We start from the raw sequence: 20,611 nt of genomic DNA, 5'->3' as shown, positions 1-20,611 counted from the left end.
GCAACTTTGTTACGACCAAAGTGGAGCAGGCGAAGTATTCTTGCGCGATGGAATTGCGCTGCGCCGCAGCATGTGCTAGGACTCTCCTATCCAGACGGGACCAGCCATGATGCTTGACACCACTCACAACCTGCCGCGCGGCACGATCTGCATCGAAGATCTTGAAATCGGCATGACCCGCAGCCTCACGAAGGAGGTGACGGACCGCGACATCCAGCTGTTCGCCGAGGTCTCGACCGACCGCAATCCCGTCCATCTGGATGAAGGCTATGCCCAGGACACCATCTTCGAAGGCCGCATCGCGCACGGGATGCTTACCGCCGCGCTGATCAGCGCCGTCATCGGCGAGCAGCTGCCCGGCCATGGCACTGTCTACCTGGGCCAGTCGCTGAAGTTCCTCGCCCCCGTCCGCCCCGGCGACCGGGTCACGGCCGAGGTCAAGGTGCTGGCCATCGACCACGCAAAGCGGCGGGTCACCCTTGAAACCCACTGCTCGGTGGGTAAAACCATGGTCCTCAAGGGCGAGGCGCTGGTTCTGGCGCCAAGCCGCAAGTTCGACTGACGCGACCAACGGGGATCACGCCCCGGAAACCGGGGACACATGCTGATTCACCGCACCTGGCAGGGGCTCGATCCGGCCACCCGCGGCACGTCGGTTGCCATGGGCAACTTTGATGGCGTCCACCGCGGCCATCAGTCAGTCATCGCGCTGGCCCGCGGCCACGGGCCCCTGGGTCTGGTCACCTTCGAACCCCATCCTCGGCAGTACTTTGCCCCCACCGCCCCCGCCTTTCGCCTGATGAACCCCGAGGCCCGGGCCAGCCGCCTGGCCAAGTTGGGTGTGCAACACCTGTTCGAACTGCCGTTTGACGCCACTCTGGCCGGCCTGACCCCCGAAGCCTTCGCCAGCGAAGTGCTGGCCGATGGCCTGGGCCTTGCGCATGTCGTCGTTGGAGAGGATTTCCGCTTTGGCAAGGGCCGGGCCGGTTCGGCAGAAGACCTGGCCGCCCTTGGGCGTGAGCACGGCTTTGCAGTTACCATCGCTCCCCTGATGAAGGAATCGGGGGAAGAGATCTCCTCCACCGCGATCCGCCGCGCCCTCACCGAAGGCCGCCCGCGCGATGCCGCCGCGATGCTGGGCCACTGGCACCGCATCGAAGGCATGGTGATCCACGGCGAAAAGCGCGGTCGCGACCTCGGCTATCCCACCGCCAACATGTCGGTGGACGGGCTGCACTTGCCCCGCCTTGGCGTCTATGCCGTCAAGGTCGATGTGCTGACCGGCCCCTACACCGGCAGCTTCATCGGCGCCGCCAGCCTGGGTGTGCGCCCGATGTTCGGCGAGAACCGTCCGAACCTGGAAACCTTCCTCTTCGATTTCTCGGGCGATCTTTACGACCAGCAGCTTTCGGTGGCCTTCGTCGATTACCTGCGCCCCGAAATGAAGTTCGACAGCCTGCCCGGCCTCATCGCACAGATGTCGGCCGATTGCAGCCGCGCGCGAGAGATCCTCTCCGTACTCTGACCCCTTCCCTTTTTCCCTGCCCCGGCGCAGGGTCCGCCCCATGTCCAAGCTCCGCGCCCGGTTCTGGGAAACCGTTCCCCTGAAGAAGCTCACTCCTGCCGAATGGGAGGCGCTGTGCGACGGCTGCGGCAAATGCTGCCTGAACAAGCTGGAATACGAAGACACCGGCGAGGTCGAATACACCCGCATCGCCTGCCGCCTGCTGGATGGCGAGACCTGCCGCTGTTCCGACTATGGCAACCGCTTCGCCCATGTGCCGGAATGCGTGCGGCTCACGCCGAAAAGCCTGCCGAAGATCGCCTACTGGATGCCCGCCACCTGCGCCTACCGCTTGCTCTGGCAGGGCGAGACACTGCCCGACTGGCATCCGCTGGTGACAGGCGACCCCGACAGCACCCACAAGGCCGGCCAGTCGGTGAAGGGATGGACCCTGCCGGAAGGATCGGTGCCCGAGGATGACTGGGACGACTACGTCATCCCCGGCGACTGGACCGGTCAGGGCATCGGCTGACCCCGCGACACCCCGAGTTTTGGCAGAAGATTCGTTCCCCGCACGCCCTCTGGCCATTCCGCCCGCGTCGGTGCAGTCTCGCCCCCGCCTTGCAAGGGAGTGACCCCATGTTCTTCGCCTCCGACAACGGATCGCCCGTGCCGCCCGAGGTTCTGGCCGCACTGGCTCGCGCCAATGAAGGCTATGCCCGCGGCTATGGCGCAGACGAAATCATGGCTCACGTCACCGCCCGACTGCGCGAGATCTTCGAGGCACCCGAAGCCGCCGTCTTCCTGGTCCCCACCGGCACGACGGCCAATGCGCTGGCGCTGGCCACCTTCTGCCCGCCCTGGGGCGCCGTGTTCTGTCATACCCATGCCCATGTGGCCGAGGACGAATGTGGCGCGCCGGAATTCTACACCGCCGGGGCCAAACTCGTTCTGGTTCCCGGCGCGCATGGGAAGATGACGCCTGAAACCCTGGCGCCCGTGCTTGCGCGCACCGGCGCGGGCGGCGTGCACTCGGTGCAGAAGGGCATCCTGACCCTCACCAACGTCACCGAAGCCGGCACGGTCTACACCCCGGCCGAGATCGCTGCGCTGTCCTCGATGGCCCGCGAGGCGGGCATACCCGTGCACCTGGACGGCGCGCGTTTCGCCAATGCACTGGTCGCCACCGCCAGCAGCCCGGCGGGCATGACCTGGAAAGCCGGCGTTGACGTTCTCTCCTTCGGCGGAACAAAGAACGGGCTGATGGGGGTCGAGGCGGTGGTGATCTTCGATCCCGCGAAGGCCTGGGAATTCGAGTTGCGGCGCAAGCGGGCCGGGCATCTCTTTTCCAAGCACCGCTATCTCTCGGCGCAGATGGAGGCCTATCTCGCCGAAGGGCTCTGGCTGCGGCTGGCGATGCACGCCAACCGTATGGGCGGGCTGGTGGCCGAAAAGGTGGCCGCGCTGCCGGGTGCCCGGCTCCTGCATCCGGCGCAAGCCAACATCGTGTTTGCCGACTGGCCCGAAGGTCGGCACGGCCCCGCCCGTGCCGCAGGGGCGGTCTATTACGACATGCCCGCCGAACCGAGGCGCGAGGCCGCGCGGCTCGTCGCCTCCTGGTGCACGACCGAGGCCGATGTCGAGGCTCTGATAGCCGCGCTCACACCCTGACCAGGGCTCGGCGATTGCCCCGAAGCGGCTTGCGGAGCTGTCCAGGCTCGCGCTTGTCGCACAAGGCCCTGGAACACAAAAGGAATCCGAAGAATCCTGGCTTCACTCGGATTGCAAGGCGATCCAGCGGGGCAGCTACATCAGCCCCGTTCTGACACGGCGTAGCGCGATCTGGACAGCCAGTCGGGGCTGACCCCAACCCCCCAGCCCGGCGCGTCGGTCACGATGGCGTCGCCATCCTCGATCCGGTAGGGATCGCCCAGGAACAATCCGTCCTGCCAGGGATAGTAATCCAGCCCCTCGATCGAGAACTCCAGATACTTGCCAGGGTTCGGGATTGCCCGCAGAAGGTGCATGGTGCACATGGTCACAAGGCCCAGGTTCGCCGCATGGGGCGTGACGGGAATCCCTGCCCGGTGGGCCATGTCGCAAACCAGCAGTGTGCGGCTCATCCCGCCCATGTACATCACATCGGGCTGAACCACGTCCACCACGCCGCCCTGAATCATCATGCGCCAGACGTTCAGGTCGTTGTCCTGCTCGCCCCCGGTCACGTCGATGGCCAGGGCCTCGGTGACGGCCTTTGTCTGGTCCAGCTCCCAATAGGGCGTGGGTTCCTCGAAATGGCCGATGCCATGCTGTTCCAGCATCCGGCCGACTTCAATGGCCCGGGTGGGCGAGAAGCCGGAGTTGCCGTCCACCAGCTTGTCCATGCCATCGCCCAGCATCTTCGAGACCACGGGGATGACCTCTTCGGTGCGGCCGGGCCATTCGTCCACATCGTGGCCGCATTCGGCGCCCACGCGCCATTTGAAGGCCGTGAAGCCCTTTTCGTCGCGCAGGCGGGCCAGGCGGGTGCCTTCGTCCACGGGCGTGATGTCACGCTTCATCGAGGAGGCATAGGCGCGCACACGGCCCGGTGTGCCACCCAGAAGGCTGACCACCGGCTTGCCCTGCCGCTTGCCCAGCAGATCCCAAAGTGCGGTATCAAGGCCGGCGAGCGCCCGACACCGGTAGGAGCCGGGGAACTTGTGTTCCTTCTCCTCGACATGGCGCACCAGGGCGAGAATGTCGTCCGTGGGTTTGCCCAGCACATGCGGCGCGACCTGGCGGTGGAAGACCTGCGCGGTGATGTCGGCGCAATAGGTCGATGTCTGGCCCCAGCCGATGCCACCCTCGCAGTCCGTCACCTTGACGAAGCAGACGAAATCGTCGGTGAAGGTTTCCAGGCGTTTGATCGTCGGTGCATCAGTCGGCATCGGAGGGGGCCTTTCCCTTTGGTCCTTCATAGGGCTTGAACGTGGTCTGGGCGCCGGCGCCGATGCGGGCGACTTCCTCGGCGATTTCGGCTTCGGTCAGGCGCGGCCATGGTTCGGGGTTGGCAATAAGCCCGGCCTTCAGAAGCGCACCATGCAGGGCTGTAAAATCAACCTCGCCCCAGGAGGTGCGCGAGGGTCGCGTGGCATCGGCCTCGATCCAGTTGCGGATCAGGAAGTTCATGGGCCACGCCTCGGCGCCCTGGAAGGCGCGGATCTGGCGGGCGAAATACTGGTCGAGGTCGCCGTCGCGGCGAGCGACGATGCCGGTCTTCTGCTCCTTGTCGCCGACCAGCGCCAGAAGGTGCAGGGGCGAGCAGTCCACCCCAACGATCTGGCGAGCGGCGCGGTAGGCGGCGATCTGCGCGTCGTGCGGGTGCTTCTGGGGATGGAAGACCTCGTAGCCTTCTGCTTCGAGCAGGGCTTCCAGCCGCTTTTCTCCCAGGACCGAGCCGCGGATGGCCGGCAGGGCAGAACGCGAGATGTAGATCTTTTCCGCCCCTTTGGGTTCGATGCCCTTGCCGGCATGGGCGCGAACGAAGTCGCGGTATTCCGGCGCGCCCTCGATCATCTGGAACATGCCGAAGCCCTGTGCGGGGACATACAGCCGTTCAACGCGGGTGGGGTCTTCCAGGTTGACCATCGGCGCGGTGACACCAAGCGCCTGAAGGAAGGGGCGGTAGACATTGGCGACGTGATCTGGCCGGTTCTGGAATTTCGGGACGTAGATCACGCCGTCGATCTTGTCCTTCAGCGGACCGAAGGCCCAGATGCGGCAGATGCTTTCCACCAGGAAATGGCCGAAATGGCCAAAGAGCGGCCCGAGGAACATCCAAGTTCCCTTGAGATCGGCAAGTTCGCCCGGGGGCATGGCCGGGGCTATGGTGACCGGGGTCTGGCCGCGCCAAGTGATGCCTTCCTCGACCAGACGGCCATCGGGCGTCAGAACGCCCGAGCGTTGAACCGACTGGTTGCCCAGACCCTTGGCGGGCGGCACGACGATTGCACCCTCGACCAGTGCAATGCGGTCGCCGACGCCGCCCGAGATGTCGGGGACCGTGTAATCGAACTGGATGGCCATGCTGCCGGTGCCTGCTGCTGCTTCTTTTTCGTCGCAGGCTAGCAGTCGCGCGCAGATGCATGAAGCGTCAAGCACCCTTGCGCCGCAGTTTTGCCGGAAAGGGGTTTCCAAATGCCACAGCATGGGGTTTCATTCCGCGAAACGCAGAACGGGTGGCGCCGACCGTCCGCATTTGAGGCATCGAGAGGTTCATATGTCCGAGGACCGGAACATCGAACGCATTTCCGCGCATACCGCGTTTCAGCGGGCTCGGAAGAACGACCTTCGCCGCTATCCGACCCCGGAAAAGGATGGCGACCGGCTTTACCCCATGGCGCAGCCTGCAGCGCGGCCCTCGTTCCGCATCGGCCCGGATGACACGATCTTCGCCATCGGCTCCTGCTTTGCGCGCAACGTGGAGCGGGCGCTTGAGGCCGCCGGCAAGCGCATTCTGAGCCGCGAGTTCCAGTTGGGCGAGATCGGAGAGTCGATCGACGACGGGGCGAACTTCTTCAACAAGTACTCGATCCATTCGGTCCTGAACGAGATCCGTTGGGCGCTGGAGCGCGAGACATTCCCCGGCGCAGCAGTGCTGTATCCGGCTGGCACGGACAAGTTCTTCGACCTTCAGCTCGGCATGGCAAAACTGGAATTCCCGGTCGACAAGATCGTAGACTTCCGCCACCGCTACCTGGATGGCATGGCCGCTGTGGCCGAAGCCGATGTGATCATCTTGACGCTTGGCTATGTGGAGACGTGGTTCGACCGCAAGTTGGGGCTTTACCTCAACATCGCGCCGCCGCTGAGCTCGATCAACGCCGAGCCGGAACGGTTCGAGTTCCGGGTGCTGAGCTATCATGACATTCTGGACGGGTTGAACGCACTTCATGCGTTGCTGATGAAGCATCGCAAGAAGCCGATGAAGATGCTGGTCACCGTATCGCCCGTGCCACTGCTGGCCACGTTCCGCGACATGGATGTGCTGATCGCAAACACCTATTCCAAGTCGGTGCAGCGCGCGGCGCTGGACGAGTTCCTGATCGGCAAGGAGGGGGTGGACTACTTCCCTTCGTATGAATTCGTGACGCTTTCCGAACCGTCGCAGGTCTGGTCGAAGAACGACTATCGCCATGTGTCCAACAAGATCGTCGACCGGATCATGGGCAATGTGATGGACCGCTATCTTTCGGCTGGCGCGCCCGCGGCCAAGGCGGCTCCGGCGCCGGCGGAAGTGGCCTTTGCCCCGGTGGCAGACACGCCCGAGGTCGGGCGTGGGGCGGGGCGGCAGCCTGTGGGGCGTCTTCTGGCGATCCTGAAGGAACTGGCCAAGCTGAACCGCAATGTCGAGATCCTGCAGACCTGCGTGAAGAACCGGGAAATTGCAGACCGCGATTGCGACATCCTGATGTTCGAGGCGCGCGCGGCGCGCAAGGAAGGGCGGATCGACCTGTCTCACGAGGCGCTGGTGAAGGCGGTTGCTCTATCGCCCGAGCGGCCCGATGCGCTGGAACGCCTGGCCACGGTATCGCGCCAGGCCGGCAAGGCGGCCGAGGTGGAGGAATTGCTGGCGCGCCATGGCCGCCTGTTCCCTGACCGGGCCGAGTTCCGTGAGAAGTTTGCCACCGCGGCGGGCGCGGATTGACCATGCCCACGATCCTGATCACCGGGGCGGGCAGCGGCATCGGCCGGTCCACGGCACGGCTGTTCCTGCGTGAGGGCTGGCAAGTCGGCCTGATCGGCCGGCGCGCCATCGCGCTGGAGGAAACCGCCGAGGGCCACACCGCTGCGCTGATCCTGCCCTGCGACGTAACCGATCCGACGCAGGTCGAGGAAGCGTTCGGCAGGGCCGTGGCCGCCTGGGGTCGTCTGGACGTGCTTTTCAACAACGCCGGGATGTCCGCAAAGGCCGCGCCCATCGACGAAATCGCGGTCGAGGACTGGATGGCGGTGAATGCCGTAAATATCACCGGCATGTTTCTGTGCGCCCGTGCGGCCTTTGGCCAGATGCGTCGGCAAGCCCCCCAGGGCGGTCGGATCATCAACAACGGCTCGATTTCGGCCCATGTGCCACGGCCGGGATCGGTACCCTACACCATGTCGAAACACGCCGTGACGGGGCTGACGAGGACGCTTGGCCTGGACGGGCGCAAGTTTGATATCGCCTGCGGGCAGATCGACATCGGCAATGCTTTGACCTCGATGGCCGAACAGTTCACGCGCGGTGTTCCTCAGGCCGATGGCAGCGTCCGCGTCGAGCCCGTGATGAACGTGGCCCATGTGGCCGAAGCAGTGCTGCACATGGCGCGGCTGCCGCTGGACGTGAACATCCCGTTCTTGACCATCATGGCGCGGGACATGCCGTATGTCGGGCGGGGCTGACCGCCCTCGGCTTCAGGCCAGACGCGGTTCGCGGCAGAACATGTCATAGACGAGGTCGATCATGCGGATCACCTTCGGATCCTGGATCGAGTAGTACATTGCCTTCCCGTCGCGGCGGCAACTGACCAGACCCTCCAGCCGCAGCCGCGCCAGCTGCTGGCTGACGGCAGCCTGGCGCGAGCCCAGCTTCTGCTCCAACTCGGTCACCGACTTCTCGCCCGAGGACAGATGGCACAAGATCATCAGCCGCCCTTCATGCGACAGGGCCTTCAGGAAGGCCGCGGCAGCCGTGGCCTGCACCATCATGTCATCGGCCGAAAGTGTCGCGCAACCATCGTCATCCGAACCCGGCGCGCCGGGGATGGCCATTGGCTTGTCGAAGGACATGGAACGCCTCACACTGCGGACAATGAATATATAGCATGGGCACGCGGAAATGCGAGGCCCCGCCGCCAGGCCGCGCGCCTTGGTGCCAACGCTTGAAATTCCCGCAACAAGCGCGTATCTCGCCCCAACGCGGTAACGGGACCCCCGAGCAATGGCAACGAAGACCACCCCCTTTCAGTTCCTCCAGCAGGCCCGCGGTGAAATCGCGAAGGTCGTCTGGCCGACTCGCCGCGAAGTGTTGCTGACCACGCTGATGGTTTTCCTGATGGCTGCATTGACGGCGGCTTTCTTCAGCTTGGTGGACATTGTCATCCGTTGGGGCCTGACCTTCGTCCTGAGCTTCTTCCACGGCTGACGCGCGACTGCGGAAGGGCGATAGGCCGTTTCCGCTTGCAACGGAAATCAAGCGGGGCTATGTGCCGCCCCGAGTTGACCGGACAAGGGCGCGCAGCGATTCGGACCTGCGCGCTGTTTTTTGTTCCGATCTCCGACAAGGCGCGGGGGAAACCCTGCAAGGGAAGGGTTCAGGGCGCATGGCCAAGCGGTGGTATTCGGTTTCCGTTCTCTCGAACTTCGAGAAGAAGGTTGCCGAGCAGATCCGGACGGCGGTGAAGGACGCGGGTCTCGAGGACGAGATCGACGAGGTCCTGGTGCCGACCGAGGAAGTGATCGAGGTCCGCCGCGGCAAGAAGGTGACCTCGGAACGTCGATTCATGCCCGGCTATGTGCTGGTTCACATGGAAATGTCGAACCGCGGCTACCACCTGATCTCGTCGATCAACCGCGTCACCGGTTTCCTGGGCCCCCAGGGCAAGCCGATGCCGATGCGGGACGGCGAGGTCAACACGATCCTGAACCGGGTCGAAGAAGGCCAGGAAGCGCCGCGCAACCTGATCCGCTTCGATGTGGGCGAAAAGGTCAAGGTCACCGACGGGCCCTTCGAGGGCTTCGACGGAATGGTCGAGGACGTGGACGAGGCGCACAGCCGCCTGAAGGTCTCGGTCTCGATCTTCGGGCGTCCGACGCCCGTGGAACTGGAATTCACGCAGGTGTCCAAGAACATCTGACGTGTGGTGCGCGGGAGGCGAGCGGGGCGATGCCCTTCGGACCGGACCGCTAAACTCGTCCCCATCGGGACAGTGACAGAAGGAGCGGCCACATGGCCAAGAAAGTGATCGGCAGCCTCAAGCTGCAAGTTAAGGCGGGGCAAGCCAACCCTTCGCCGCCCGTGGGCCCGGCCCTGGGTCAGCGCGGCCTGAACATAATGGCCTTCGTGAAGGAATTCAACGCGAAGACCGCCGACCTGCCGCCCGGCACCCCGACCCCGGTGATCATCACCTACTACCAGGACAAGTCGTTCAGCCTTGAACTGAAGACGCCGCCGGCGTCGTTCCTGGTGAAGCAGGCTGCCGGCCTTCCGCCGGTGGGCAAGCGCAACCGTGCCAAGGGCTCGACCAAGCCGGGCCGCGAAGTGGCTGGCACGATCAGCGTCGCCCAGGTGCGCAAGATCGCCGAAACGAAAATGAAGGATCTCAACGCCAACACGATCGAGGCGGCGATGAACATCATCCTCGGCTCGGCCAAGTCCTGCGGTATCGAGGTCAAGGGGTAAGCCATGGCACATGTTGGCAAGCGCTCGAAGGCTGCGCGCACGCAGTTCGAAGGCAAGGCGAACCTCTCGGTCGAGGACGCCGTGAAGCTGATCAAGGGCGCCGCGTCGGCCAAGTTCGACGAGACGCTGGAAATCGCCATGAACCTGGGCGTTGACCCGCGCCACGCGGACCAGATGGTCCGCGGCGTGGTCCAGCTGCCGAACGGCACCGGCAAGGTTGTCCGCGTCGCCGTGTTTGCGCGTGGTGCCAAGGCTGATGAAGCCAAGGCGGCTGGAGCGGATATCGTCGGCGCCGAAGACCTGATGGAATCCATCCAGGCCGGCAAGATCGAGTTCGATCGTTGCATCGCCACGCCGGACATGATGCCGCTGGTCGGACGTCTGGGCAAGATCCTCGGCCCGCGCAACCTGATGCCGAACCCCAAGGTCGGCACGGTGACGATGGACGTGAAGACGGCCGTGGCGAATGCCAAGGGCGGCGAAGTCCAGTTCAAGGTCGAAAAGGCGGGCGTGATCCACGCCGGCGTCGGCAAGGTGTCGTTCGATGATGAAAAGCTCGCACAGAACGTGCGCGCCTTCGTCGATGCCGTCAGCCGGGCCAAGCCGTCGGGCGCCAAGGGCACCTACCTGAAGAAGGTCTCGCTGTCCTCGACCATGGGGCCTGGCGTGAGCCTGGATCTGTCGTCGGCCACGACGCATTGATGATCCGGGCGGGGTGACCCGCCCGACGAGATTCCCCGCCGCAACGCGGGGATGGCCGGGCGAAGGAGAGATCCCAGCCCGGTCCTGTCCGAGACGGCCGGTGGCGCGCAAACGCCTTAATATCCTGCCTGAGATGGGGAACGGGATTGAAGTCGCCCTTGGGCGATCTTGGTTTCGGAACCGTCGCGGACCGAAACGCCGACCATTCGGTCGGCAGAAGAGAGCCGGGGGGAAACCCCCAAACTTGGAGTGTAACTGTGGATAGAGCCCAGAAAGAGAAAGTGGTCGAGGAACTCGGCCAGATCTTCGCAAGCTCTGGCGTGGTAGTGGTTGCCCACTACACCGGCATGACAGTTGCTCAGATGCAGACCCTCCGCGCAAAGATGCGCGAAGTCGGGGGGTCGGTCCGTGTTGCCAAGAACAAGCTCGCCAAGATCGCTCTTGAAGGACAGCCCGGCGTCGGCATGGGTGACCTCCTCAAGGGCATGACCGTCCTTGCCTTCTCGGAAGACCCCGTCGCTGCGGCGAAGGTCTGCGAGGCCTATGCCAAGTCGAACGACAAGTTCGTGATCCTTGGCGGCGCCATGGGCAATGCGGTTCTGGACCAGGCCGGTGTGAAAGCCGTGGCCGCCATGCCGTCGCGTGAAGAGCTCATCGCTCAGATCGTGTCCTGCATCGGTGCGCCCGCGTCGAACATCGCCGGGGCCATTGGCGCGCCTGCTGCAAACATCGCGGGCATCCTCAAGACTCTTGAGGAGCGGGAAGCCGCCTGAAGCAATCCCTTGTCGGCGTCGGGTTGACACCCGCACGTTGGAACCCATCTGAACGAACGGAACGGAAAAATGGCTGATCTGAACAAACTCGCCGAAGAAATCGTTGGCCTGACCCTGCTGCAGGCTCAGGAACTGAAGACCATCCTGAAGGACAAGTATGGCATCGAGCCCGCCGCTGGCGGCGCTGTGATGGTTGCTGGTCCGGCCGCTGGTGGCGCTGCCGCCCCGGCTGAAGAAGAAAAGACCGAGTTCGACGTCGTCCTGACCGACGCCGGCCCCAATAAGATCAACGTGATCAAGGAAGTTCGCGCGATCACCGGTCTGGGTCTGAAGGAAGCCAAGGACCTCGTCGAGGCCGGTGGCAAGGTGAAGGAACAGGCCTCGAAGGCCGACGCCGAAGCCATGAAGAAGAAGCTCGAAGAGGCTGGCGCCAAGGTCGAGCTGAAGTAATCGCGCCTGCGGGCCTTGCCCGCAGCACGGTTTCTGGCTGGGGATGGAGCGTTCCATCCCCAGCCAAATCGCGTCTTGGAAGGGGCTTTTGCGAAAGCCCGTTCCCAGGTGCGGTAGCAGGTTCGGGAGCGGCCCCTCGGGTGGGGCAAGCACGAATGGAACCTGCCCCCCTTCGCCAGGCGGCGCTGCCCGGGACCCGACGGGTATGCGCCCCCGACACGAGAAAAGGTGACGACGAGCATGGCGCAAGCTTACGTTGGCCAGAAGCGTATCCGCCGCTACTATGGCAAGATCCGTGAAGTGCTGGAGATGCCGAACCTCATCGAGGTTCAGAAGTCCTCCTATGACCTGTTCCTGCGGTCCGGCGATGCCGACAAGCCGCTGGACGGCGAGGGCATCCAGGGCACCTTCCAGTCGGTCTTTCCGATCAAGGACTTCAACGAGACTGCTGTGCTGGAGTTCGTGAAGTACGAACTCGAGAAGCCGAAGTATGACGTCGACGAGTGCATGCAGCGCGACCTGACCTATGCGGCGCCCTTGAAGGTGACGCTGCGTCTGATCGTGTTCGATGTCGACGAAACCACCGGTGCCCGCTCCGTGAAGGACATCAAGGAGCAGGACGTCTACATGGGCGACATGCCGCTCATGACGCAGAACGGCACGTTCATCGTGAACGGCACCGAGCGTGTGATCGTCAGCCAGATGCACCGCTCGCCCGGCGTGTTCTTCGACCATGACAAGGGCAAGACCCATTCCTCGGGCAAGCTTCTGTTCGCCTGCCGGATCATTCCCTACCGCGGCTCGTGGTTGGACTTCGAGTTCGACGCCAAGGACATCGTCTTCGCGCGCATCGACCGCCGCCGGAAACTGCCGGTGACGACGCTGCTCTATGCCTTGGGCATGGATCAGGAAGGCATCATGGATGCCTATTATGACACGATCATGTTCCGCTATGTGAAGAACAAGGGCTGGGTTACCCGGTTCTTCCCGAGCCGCGTGTCGGGCACCCGTCCGTCCTACGACCTGGTCGATGCGGCCACTGGCGAAGTGATCCTGAAGGCGGGCGAGAAGGCCACGCCGCGCATGGTCAAGAAGTGGAAGGACGAAGGCCAGGTCACCGAACTTCTGGTTCCGTTCGACCACATCCTCGGCCGCTATGTCGCCAAGGACATCATCAACGAGGAAACCGGCGAGATCTGGGTCGAAGCCGGCGACGAACTGACGATGGACTACGATCGCGACGGCGAGCCGAAGGGCGGCACCGTCAAGCTGCTCCTGGACCAGGGCATCACCGAGATTCCGGTGCTGGACATCGACAATGTCAACGTCGGCCCCTACATCCGCAACACCATGGCGGCGGACAAGAACATGGGCCGCGATACGGCGCTCATGGACATCTACCGCGTGATGCGCCCCGGCGAACCGCCGACAGTCGAAGCGGCCTCGGCGCTGTTCGACACGCTGTTCTTCGACAAGGAGCGGTATGACCTGTCTGCGGTCGGCCGCGTGAAGATGAACATGCGCCTTGATCTGGCCAAGCCGGACACGCAGCGCACTTTGGACCGCGACGACATCATCGCCTGCATCAAGGCGCTGACTGAACTGCGCGATGGCAAGGGCGAAATCGACGACATCGACCACCTCGGCAACCGCCGGGTCCGGTCCGTCGGTGAGCTGATGGAGAACCAGTACCGCGTCGGCCTGCTGCGCATGGAACGCGCGATCAAGGAGCGCATGTCGTCTGTCGAAATCGACACGATCATGCCGCAGGACCTGATCAACGCGAAGCCCGCTGCGGCTGCGGTGCGTGAGTTCTTCGGCTCCTCGCAGCTGTCGCAGTTCATGGACCAGACCAACCCGCTGTCGGAAGTGACGCACAAGCGTCGCCTGTCGGCCCTCGGGCCGGGCGGTCTGACCCGCGAGCGTGCCGGCTTCGAAGTGCGCGACGTTCACCCGACCCACTATGGCCGGATGTGCCCGATCGAGACGCCGGAAGGCCAGAACATCGGCCTGATCAACTCGCTGGCGACCTTTGCCCGCGTGAACAAGTACGGCTTCATCGAGACCCCGTACCGCAAGGTCATCGACGGCAAGGTCACGGATGACGTGGTCTACATGTCGGCGACCGAGGAAATGCGCCACACCGTGGCGCAAGCCAACGCGGCGCAAAGCGCGGAAGGCAAGTTCACCGATGACCTGATCTCCAGCCGCAAGGCCGGGGAATTCATGCTGAACCCGCCGGATGCCATCGACCTGATCGACGTGTCGCCGAAGCAGCTTGTTTCGGTTGCGGCCTCGCTGATTCCGTTCCTAGAAAACGACGACGCCAACCGCGCGCTGATGGGCTCGAACATGCAGCGCCAGGCGGTGCCGCTCCTGCAATCCGACGCGCCCTTCGTCGGCACCGGGATCGAGGCCGTGGTGGCCCGCGACTCGGGCGCCGCGATCATGGCGCGCCGTGCCGGCGTCATCGACCAGGTGGACGCGACCCGTATCGTCGTGCGCGCCACCGAGATGCTGGAACCGGGCGAGCCGGGCGTGGACATCTACCGCCTGCGCAAGTTCAAGCGGTCGAACCAGTCGTCCTGCATCAACCAGCGCCCGCTGGTGAAGGTGGGCGACCGCGTGGCCCGTGGCGAGGTGGTGGCCGACGGCCCCTGCACCGACATGGGCGAACTGGCCCTGGGCCGGAACGTCATCGTCGCCTTCATGCCCTGGAACGGCTACAACTACGAAGACTCCATCCTGATTTCCGAACGGATCCTGAAGGATGACGTCTTCACCTCGATCCACATCGAGGAATACGAAGTCGCCGCCCGCGACACGAAGCTCGGCCCGGAAGAAATCACCCGCGACATCCCGAACGTCGGTGAAGAAGCGCTGCGCAACCTCGACGAGGCTGGCATCGTCTACATCGGCGCCGAGGTGCAGCCGGGCGACATCCTGGTGGGCAAGATCACGCCCAAGGGCGAAAGCCCGATGACGCCGGAAGAAAAGCTTCTGCGCGCCATCTTCGGCGAAAAGGCGTCCGACGTGCGCGACACCTCGCTGCGCCTGCCGCCGGGGGCCTACGGTACCATCGTGGAAGTGCGGGTCTTCAACCGCCACGGCGTGGACAAGGACGAACGCGCTCTGCAGATCGAGCGTGAAGAAGTCGAACGTCTGGCCCGTGACCGGGACGACGAGCTGGCGATTCTGGAACGCAACATCTACTCGCGTCTGAAGTCGCTGATCATGGGCAAGGTCGCGGTCAAGGGGCCGAAGGGCGTCAAGGCCGGTTCGACCATCGACGAGGACCTGCTTTCGGGCCTCAGCCGTGGCCAGTGGTGGCAGCTCGCCCTGGGCGAAGAAGCCGAGGCCAAGGAAGTCGAGGCGCTGCACGACCAGTTCGAGGCGCAGAAGCGCGCCCTGGATCACCGGTTCGACGACAAGGTCGAAAAGGTGCGTCGTGGCGACGATCTGCCTCCGGGCGTGATGAAGATGGTCAAGGTCTTTGTCGCGGTGAAGCGCAAGCTGCAGCCGGGCGACAAGATGGCCGGCCGTCACGGCAACAAGGGCGTCATCTCCAAGGTCGTTCCGGCCGAGGACATGCCGTTCCTGGCCGACGGCACCCCGGTCGACCTGGTTCTGAACCCGCTTGGTGTGCCGTCGCGCATGAACGTGGGCCAGATCCTGGAAACCCACATGGGCTGGGCCGCGCGCGGCTTGGGCCTGAAGATCGACGATGCCCTGCAAGAGTATCGCCGGTCGGGTGACCTGACCCCGGTGCGCGAGGCGATGCGCTTCGCCTATGGCGACGAGACCTATGAAGGCGCCTTCGGCGACCTCGGCGAAGAAGACCTGGTCGAAAAGGCCGGCTTCGTCACCCGTGGCGTGCCGATCGCGACCCCGGTCTTCGACGGCGCCAAGGAAGCCGACGTGAACGACGCGCTGATGCGGGCGGGCTTCGACAAGTCGGGCCAGTCCGAGGTCTTCGACGGCCGCACCGGCGAGAAGTTCGCGCGCAAGGTCACCGTGGGCGTGAAGTACATGCTGAAACTCCACCACCTGGTGGACGACAAGCTGCACGCCCGTTCGACCGGCCCGTACTCGCTCGTCACCCAGCAACCGTTGGGCGGCAAGGCGCAGTTCGGCGGCCAGCGTCTGGGGGAAATGGAGGTCTGGGCTCTGGAAGCCTATGGCGCCGCCTATACCCTGCAGGAAATGCTGACCGTGAAGTCGGACGACGTGGCCGGCCGGACCAAGGTGTACGAGAGCATCGTCAAGGGCGAGGACAACTTCGAGGCGGGCGTTCCCGAGAGCTTCAACGTGCTCGTCAAGGAAGTCCGCGGCCTCGGCCTGAACATGGAACTCCTGGATGCGGAGGAGGAGTGACGGAGCCTTCCGGAACGGTGCGTGCAAGCACGCACCCTACCGCGACTCCGTAGGGTGCGTGATTTCACGCACCACTTCCCCCCCGCCGCCGACATTCATAAGGTTATGAAATGAACCAGGAACTGACCAACAACCCGTTCAACCCGGTTGCGCCCGTCAAGACCTTTGACGAGATCAAGATCTCGCTGGCTTCGCCCGAGCGGATCCTGTCGTGGTCCTATGGCGAGATCAAGAAGCCGGAAACCATCAACTACCGGACCTTCAAGCCCGAGCGCGACGGCCTGTTCTGCGCCCGTATCTTCGGGCCGATCAAGGACTACGAATGCCTCTGCGGCAAATACAAGCGCATGAAGTATCGCGGCGTCGTCTGCGAGAAATGCGGCGTGGAAGTCACGCTGCAGAAGGTGCGCCGCGAACGCATGGGCCACATCGAACTGGCCGCGCCCGTCGCCCATATCTGGTTCCTCAAGTCGCTGCCCTCGCGCATCGGCCTGATGCTGGACATGACGCTGCGTGACCTCGAGTCGATCCTGTATTTCGAGAAATACGTCGTCATCGAGCCGGGTCTGACCGACCTGACCTATCAGCAGCTGATGACCGAAGAGGAATTCCTCGACGCGCAGGACCAATACGGCGCCGATGCCTTCACCGCGAACATCGGCGCGGAAGCGATCCGCGAGATGCTGGCGGCGATCGACCTCGACGCCACCGCCGAACAGCTGCGTGAAGAGCTGAAGGAAGCCACTGGCGAGCTGAAGCCGAAGAAGATCATCAAGCGGCTGAAGATCGTCGAGTCGTTCCTGGAATCCGGCAACCGCCCGGAGTGGATGGTGCTGACCGTTCTTCCGGTGATCCCACCGGAACTGCGTCCGTTGGTCCCCCTGGACGGCGGCCGCTTTGCGACCTCCGACCTGAACGACCTGTACCGCCGCGTCATCAACCGCAACAACCGCCTGAAGCGGCTGATCGAACTCCGCGCGCCCGATATCATAGTGCGCAACGAAAAGCGCATGCTGCAGGAAGCCGTCGACGCGCTGTTCGACAACGGCCGCCGCGGTCGCGTCATCACGGGCACCAACAAGCGTCCGCTGAAGTCGCTGTCCGACATGCTGAAGGGCAAGCAGGGCCGGTTCCGCCAGAACCTGCTGGGCAAGCGGGTCGACTTCTCGGGCCGTTCGGTCATCGTGACCGGGCCGGAACTGAAGCTGCACCAGTGCGGCCTGCCGAAGAAGATGGCGCTGGAACTGTTCAAGCCGTTCATCTACTCGCGGCTGGAAGCCAAGGGCCTGTCCTCGACCGTGAAGCAGGCCAAGAAGCTGGTGGAAAAGGAACGCCCCGAGGTCTGGGACATCCTGGATGAAGTCATCCGCGAACACCCGGTCCTTCTGAACCGCGCGCCGACTCTGCACCGTCTGGGCATCCAGGCCTTCGAGCCGATCCTGATCGAAGGCAAGGCGATCCAGCTGCACCCGCTCGTCTGCTCGGCCTTCAACGCCGACTTCGACGGCGACCAGATGGCCGTGCACGTTCCGCTGTCGCTGGAAGCGCAGCTGGAGGCCCGCGTCCTGATGATGTCCACGAACAACGTGCTGTCGCCCGCCAACGGCGCGCCGATCATCGTGCCGTCGCAGGACATGGTTCTTGGCCTTTACTACGTGACCATGGAACGCAAGGGCATGGTCGGCGAAGGCATGGCCTTTGCCGATATCGACGAAGTCGAACATGCGCTGGCCGCCGGGGCCGTGCACCTGCACGCCCGCATCAAGGCCCGCCTGCGCCAGGTCGACGACGAAGGCAACATCGTCTGGAAGCGCTTCGACACCACGCCCGGCCGCCTGCGGCTTGGCAACCTCCTGCCGCTGAACGCCAAGGCGCCCTTCGAACTGGTCAACCGCCTTCTTCGCAAGAAGGACGTGCAGACCGTCATCGACACAGTCTACCGCTACTGCGGCCAGAAGGAATCGGTGATCTTCTGCGACCAGATCATGGGCCTGGGCTTCCGCGAGGCTTTCCGCGCCGGCATCTCGTTCGGCAAGGACGACATGCTCATCCCCGACACCAAGTGGACCATCGTGAATGAGGTCCGCGACCAGGTGAAGGAGTTCGAGCAGCAGTACATGGACGGCCTGATCACCCAGGGCGAAAAGTACAACAAGGTCGTCGACGCCTGGTCCAAGTGCTCGGACAAGGTGGCGGGCGAGATGATGGCCGAAATCTCTGCGGTCCGGTACGACGATGCCGGCGCCGAGAAGGAGCCGAACTCGGTCTACATGATGTCCCACTCGGGCGCGCGGGGTTCGCCCGCCCAGATGAAGCAGCTTGGCGGGATGCGCGGCCTGATGGCCAAGCCCTCGGGCGAGATCATCGAGACGCCGATCATCTCGAACTTCAAGGAAGGTCTGACCGTTCTTGAGTACTTCAACTCGACCCACGGCGCCCGGAAGGGCCTCGCGGACACTGCGTTGAAGACGGCGAACTCCGGCTACCTGACCCGCCGCCTGGTGGACGTGGCGCAGGACTGCATCATCCGCGTGCATGACTGCGGCACTGATCGTGCCATCACGGCCGAACCCGCGGTCAACGACGGCGAAGTCGTCCAGACCCTGGCCGAGCGCATCCTTGGTCGCGTTGCGGCGGATGACATCCTCGTTCCGGGTTCGGATGAGGTCATCGTCGCCCGCGGCGAAGTGGTCGACGAACGCAGGGCCGACCTCGTGCACACGCACGGCGTACAGTCCGCGCGCATCCGCAGCCCGCTGACCTGCGAGGCCGAAGAAGGCGTCTGCGCCATGTGCTATGGTCGTGACCTGGCCCGCGGCACGCTCGTCAATATCGGGGAAGCGGTCGGCATCATCGCCGCCCAGTCCATCGGCGAGCCGGGCACGCAGCTGACCATGCGCACCTTCCACATCGGCGGCATTGCCCAAGGCGGCCAGCAGTCGTTCCTGGAAGCCAGCCAGGAAGGCAAGATCGAGTTCCGCAACGCGAACCTGTTGTCCAACGTCAATGGCGAGCAGATCGTGATCGGCCGGAACATGTCGATCGCCATCGTGGATGAATCGGGCAATGACCGCGCCGTCCACAAGCTGACCTACGGCGCCAAGGTGCTGGTCAAGGAAGGCCAGGCGGTCAAGCGTGGCACCAAGCTGTTCGAATGGGACCCCTACACCCTGCCGATCATCGCCGAAAAGGCGGGGGTCGCGCGGTTCAAGGACCTCATCTCGGGCCTCTCGGTGCGCGAAGAGACCGATGAAGCCACCGGCATGACGCAGAAGATCGTCTCCGACTGGCGCTCGGCGCCCAAGGGCGGCGACCTGAAGCCGGAAGTGATCGTCATGGACCCCGCTACGGGCGAGCCCGTGCGTGGCGACAATGGCAACCCGATCACCTATCCGATGTCGGTGGACGCGATCCTCTCCGTCGAAGACGGACAGGACATCCGCCCCGGCGACGTGGTGGCGCGTATCCCGCGCGAAGGTGCCAAGACCAAGGACATCACCGGGGGTCTTCCCCGCGTGGCGGAACTGTTCGAAGCCCGTCGCCCGAAGGATCACGCGATCATCGCGGAAATGGACGGCTACGTCCGCTTCGGCAAGGACTACAAGAACAAGCGCCGCATCACCGTGGAGCCGGTCGATGAGACGCTGCAGGCCGTCGAATACATGATCCCCAAGGGCAAGCACATTCCTGTCCAGGAAGGCGACTTCGTCCAGAAGGGCGACTACATCATGGATGGCAACCCGGCTCCGCACGACATCCTGCGGATCATGGGGATCGAGGCGCTTGCCAACTACATGATCGACGAAGTGCAGGACGTCTATCGCCTGCAGGGCGTGAAGATCAACGACAAGCACATCGAAGTCATCGTCCGGCAGATGCTGCAGAAGCTGGAAATCCTCGACAGCGGGGACACCACCTTGCTGAAGGGCGAACAGGTCGAGAAGATCGAACTGGACGAGGAAAACGCCAAGGCCCGCGCCCGCGGGATGCGCGAGGCGAAGGCCGAGCCGGTGCTTCTGGGCATCACCAAGGCGTCGCTGCAGACCCGCAGCTTCATCTCGGCGGCCTCCTTCCAGGAAACTACCCGCGTGCTGACCGAGGCGTCGGTTCAAGGCAAGCGCGACAAGCTGGTGGGCCTGAAGGAAAACGTCATCGTCGGCCGCCTTATCCCGGCGGGTACCGGCGGGGCGACCAGCCGCGTGAAGAAGATTGCCTCGGATCGCGATCACCACGTGATCGAGGCGCGCCGGCAAGAGGCGGAAACCGCCGCTGCGCTGGCCGCCCCGATGGACGAGGTGATGGAGTTCGATACGGACTCGGGTCTCGTGGACACCGTCGAAAGCCGCGATCTCTGATCCTCGGCTGACCTGAAAGAGGAAAACC

General features: G+C 64.1%; 17 protein-coding genes. 14 read left to right on the top strand and 3 right to left on the bottom strand.

Annotation, left to right across the window (positions count from 1 at the left end; genetic code table 11):
* Positions 1-109 precede the first annotated feature (109 nt).
* From JO391_RS01140 to JO391_RS01125, 4 genes are all read left to right on the top strand, one after another.
* On the top strand, positions 110-562 hold the full coding sequence (locus tag JO391_RS01140; RefSeq protein ID WP_220664394.1) for a MaoC family dehydratase: 453 nt from the start codon (positions 110-112) through the stop codon (positions 560-562).
* Between the two features lie 39 nt (positions 563-601).
* A complete protein-coding gene (locus tag JO391_RS01135; protein ID WP_220662387.1) occupies positions 602-1,525 on the top strand; it encodes a bifunctional riboflavin kinase/FAD synthetase in 924 nt (307 codons plus the stop codon).
* Positions 1,526-1,565: 40 nt separating this feature from the next.
* A complete protein-coding gene (locus tag JO391_RS01130) occupies positions 1,566-2,036 on the top strand; it encodes a YcgN family cysteine cluster protein (protein ID WP_220662386.1) in 471 nt (156 codons plus the stop codon).
* 107 nt (positions 2,037-2,143) lie between these two features.
* On the top strand, positions 2,144-3,175 hold the full coding sequence (locus JO391_RS01125) for a threonine aldolase family protein (RefSeq protein WP_220662385.1): 1,032 nt from the start codon (positions 2,144-2,146) through the stop codon (positions 3,173-3,175).
* 140 nt (positions 3,176-3,315) lie between these two features.
* Here the strand turns inward: JO391_RS01125 and JO391_RS01120 are convergent, their stop codons facing one another.
* Both JO391_RS01120 and JO391_RS01115 read right to left on the bottom strand, forming a co-directional pair.
* Entirely contained in the window at positions 3,316-4,434 is a 1,119-nt protein-coding gene (locus JO391_RS01120) for a mandelate racemase/muconate lactonizing enzyme family protein (protein ID WP_220662384.1), read from the bottom strand.
* The gene (locus JO391_RS01115) at positions 4,424-5,572 is read right to left on the bottom strand and encodes a glycosyltransferase family 61 protein (RefSeq protein ID WP_220662383.1); all 1,149 of its coding nucleotides are present in this window, start codon (positions 5,570-5,572) and stop codon (positions 4,424-4,426) included. The genes JO391_RS01120 and JO391_RS01115 overlap by 11 nt, the downstream gene beginning before the upstream one ends.
* Before the next feature lie 193 nt (positions 5,573-5,765).
* Here JO391_RS01115 and JO391_RS01110 point away from each other — a divergent pair, with 193 nt between their 5' ends.
* Both JO391_RS01110 and JO391_RS01105 read left to right on the top strand, forming a co-directional pair.
* Complete coding sequence (locus JO391_RS01110) at positions 5,766-7,193, top strand: GSCFA domain-containing protein (RefSeq protein WP_220662382.1); 1,428 nt, start codon at positions 5,766-5,768, stop codon at positions 7,191-7,193.
* Between the two features lie 2 nt (positions 7,194-7,195).
* On the top strand, positions 7,196-7,930 hold the full coding sequence (locus JO391_RS01105) for an SDR family oxidoreductase (protein ID WP_220662381.1): 735 nt from the start codon (positions 7,196-7,198) through the stop codon (positions 7,928-7,930).
* 12 nt (positions 7,931-7,942) lie between these two features.
* Here the strand turns inward: JO391_RS01105 and JO391_RS01100 are convergent, their stop codons facing one another.
* Positions 7,943-8,236, bottom strand: coding sequence for an ArsR/SmtB family transcription factor (locus JO391_RS01100; RefSeq protein WP_259444928.1), 294 nt, complete (start codon positions 8,234-8,236; stop codon positions 7,943-7,945).
* A gap of 232 nt (positions 8,237-8,468) precedes the next feature.
* Here JO391_RS01100 and secE point away from each other — a divergent pair, with 232 nt between their 5' ends.
* From secE to rpoC, 8 genes are all read left to right on the top strand, one after another.
* Complete coding sequence (gene secE, locus JO391_RS01095; RefSeq protein WP_220662379.1) at positions 8,469-8,672, top strand: preprotein translocase subunit SecE; 204 nt, start codon at positions 8,469-8,471, stop codon at positions 8,670-8,672.
* Positions 8,673-8,850: 178 nt separating this feature from the next.
* Complete coding sequence (nusG, locus tag JO391_RS01090) at positions 8,851-9,384, top strand: transcription termination/antitermination protein NusG (protein WP_220662378.1); 534 nt, start codon at positions 8,851-8,853, stop codon at positions 9,382-9,384.
* Between the two features lie 92 nt (positions 9,385-9,476).
* A complete protein-coding gene (rplK, locus tag JO391_RS01085) occupies positions 9,477-9,929 on the top strand; it encodes a 50S ribosomal protein L11 (protein WP_220662377.1) in 453 nt (150 codons plus the stop codon).
* Between the two features lie 3 nt (positions 9,930-9,932).
* Positions 9,933-10,631, top strand: coding sequence for a 50S ribosomal protein L1 (gene rplA / locus JO391_RS01080; RefSeq protein ID WP_220662376.1), 699 nt, complete (start codon positions 9,933-9,935; stop codon positions 10,629-10,631).
* A gap of 257 nt (positions 10,632-10,888) precedes the next feature.
* Positions 10,889-11,404 (top strand): 50S ribosomal protein L10, encoded by a 516-nt coding sequence (gene rplJ, locus JO391_RS01075; RefSeq protein WP_220662375.1) that lies wholly within the window; start codon positions 10,889-10,891, stop codon positions 11,402-11,404.
* A 69-nt stretch (positions 11,405-11,473) separates the two neighbouring features.
* Positions 11,474-11,854, top strand: coding sequence for a 50S ribosomal protein L7/L12 (gene rplL / locus JO391_RS01070; RefSeq protein WP_220662374.1), 381 nt, complete (start codon positions 11,474-11,476; stop codon positions 11,852-11,854).
* Positions 11,855-12,094: 240 nt separating this feature from the next.
* Positions 12,095-16,228, top strand: a complete 4,134-nt coding sequence (gene rpoB, locus JO391_RS01065; protein ID WP_220662373.1) for a DNA-directed RNA polymerase subunit beta — start codon at positions 12,095-12,097, stop codon at positions 16,226-16,228.
* Between the two features lie 110 nt (positions 16,229-16,338).
* A complete protein-coding gene (rpoC, locus tag JO391_RS01060; RefSeq protein ID WP_220662372.1) occupies positions 16,339-20,583 on the top strand; it encodes a DNA-directed RNA polymerase subunit beta' in 4,245 nt (1,414 codons plus the stop codon).
* Positions 20,584-20,611: the final 28 nt, after the last annotated feature.

The organism is Neotabrizicola shimadae, assembly GCF_019623905.1.
Lineage (GTDB): Bacteria > Pseudomonadota > Alphaproteobacteria > Rhodobacterales > Rhodobacteraceae > Neotabrizicola > Neotabrizicola shimadae.
This window is presented reverse-complemented; position numbering and strand designations above follow the sequence as displayed.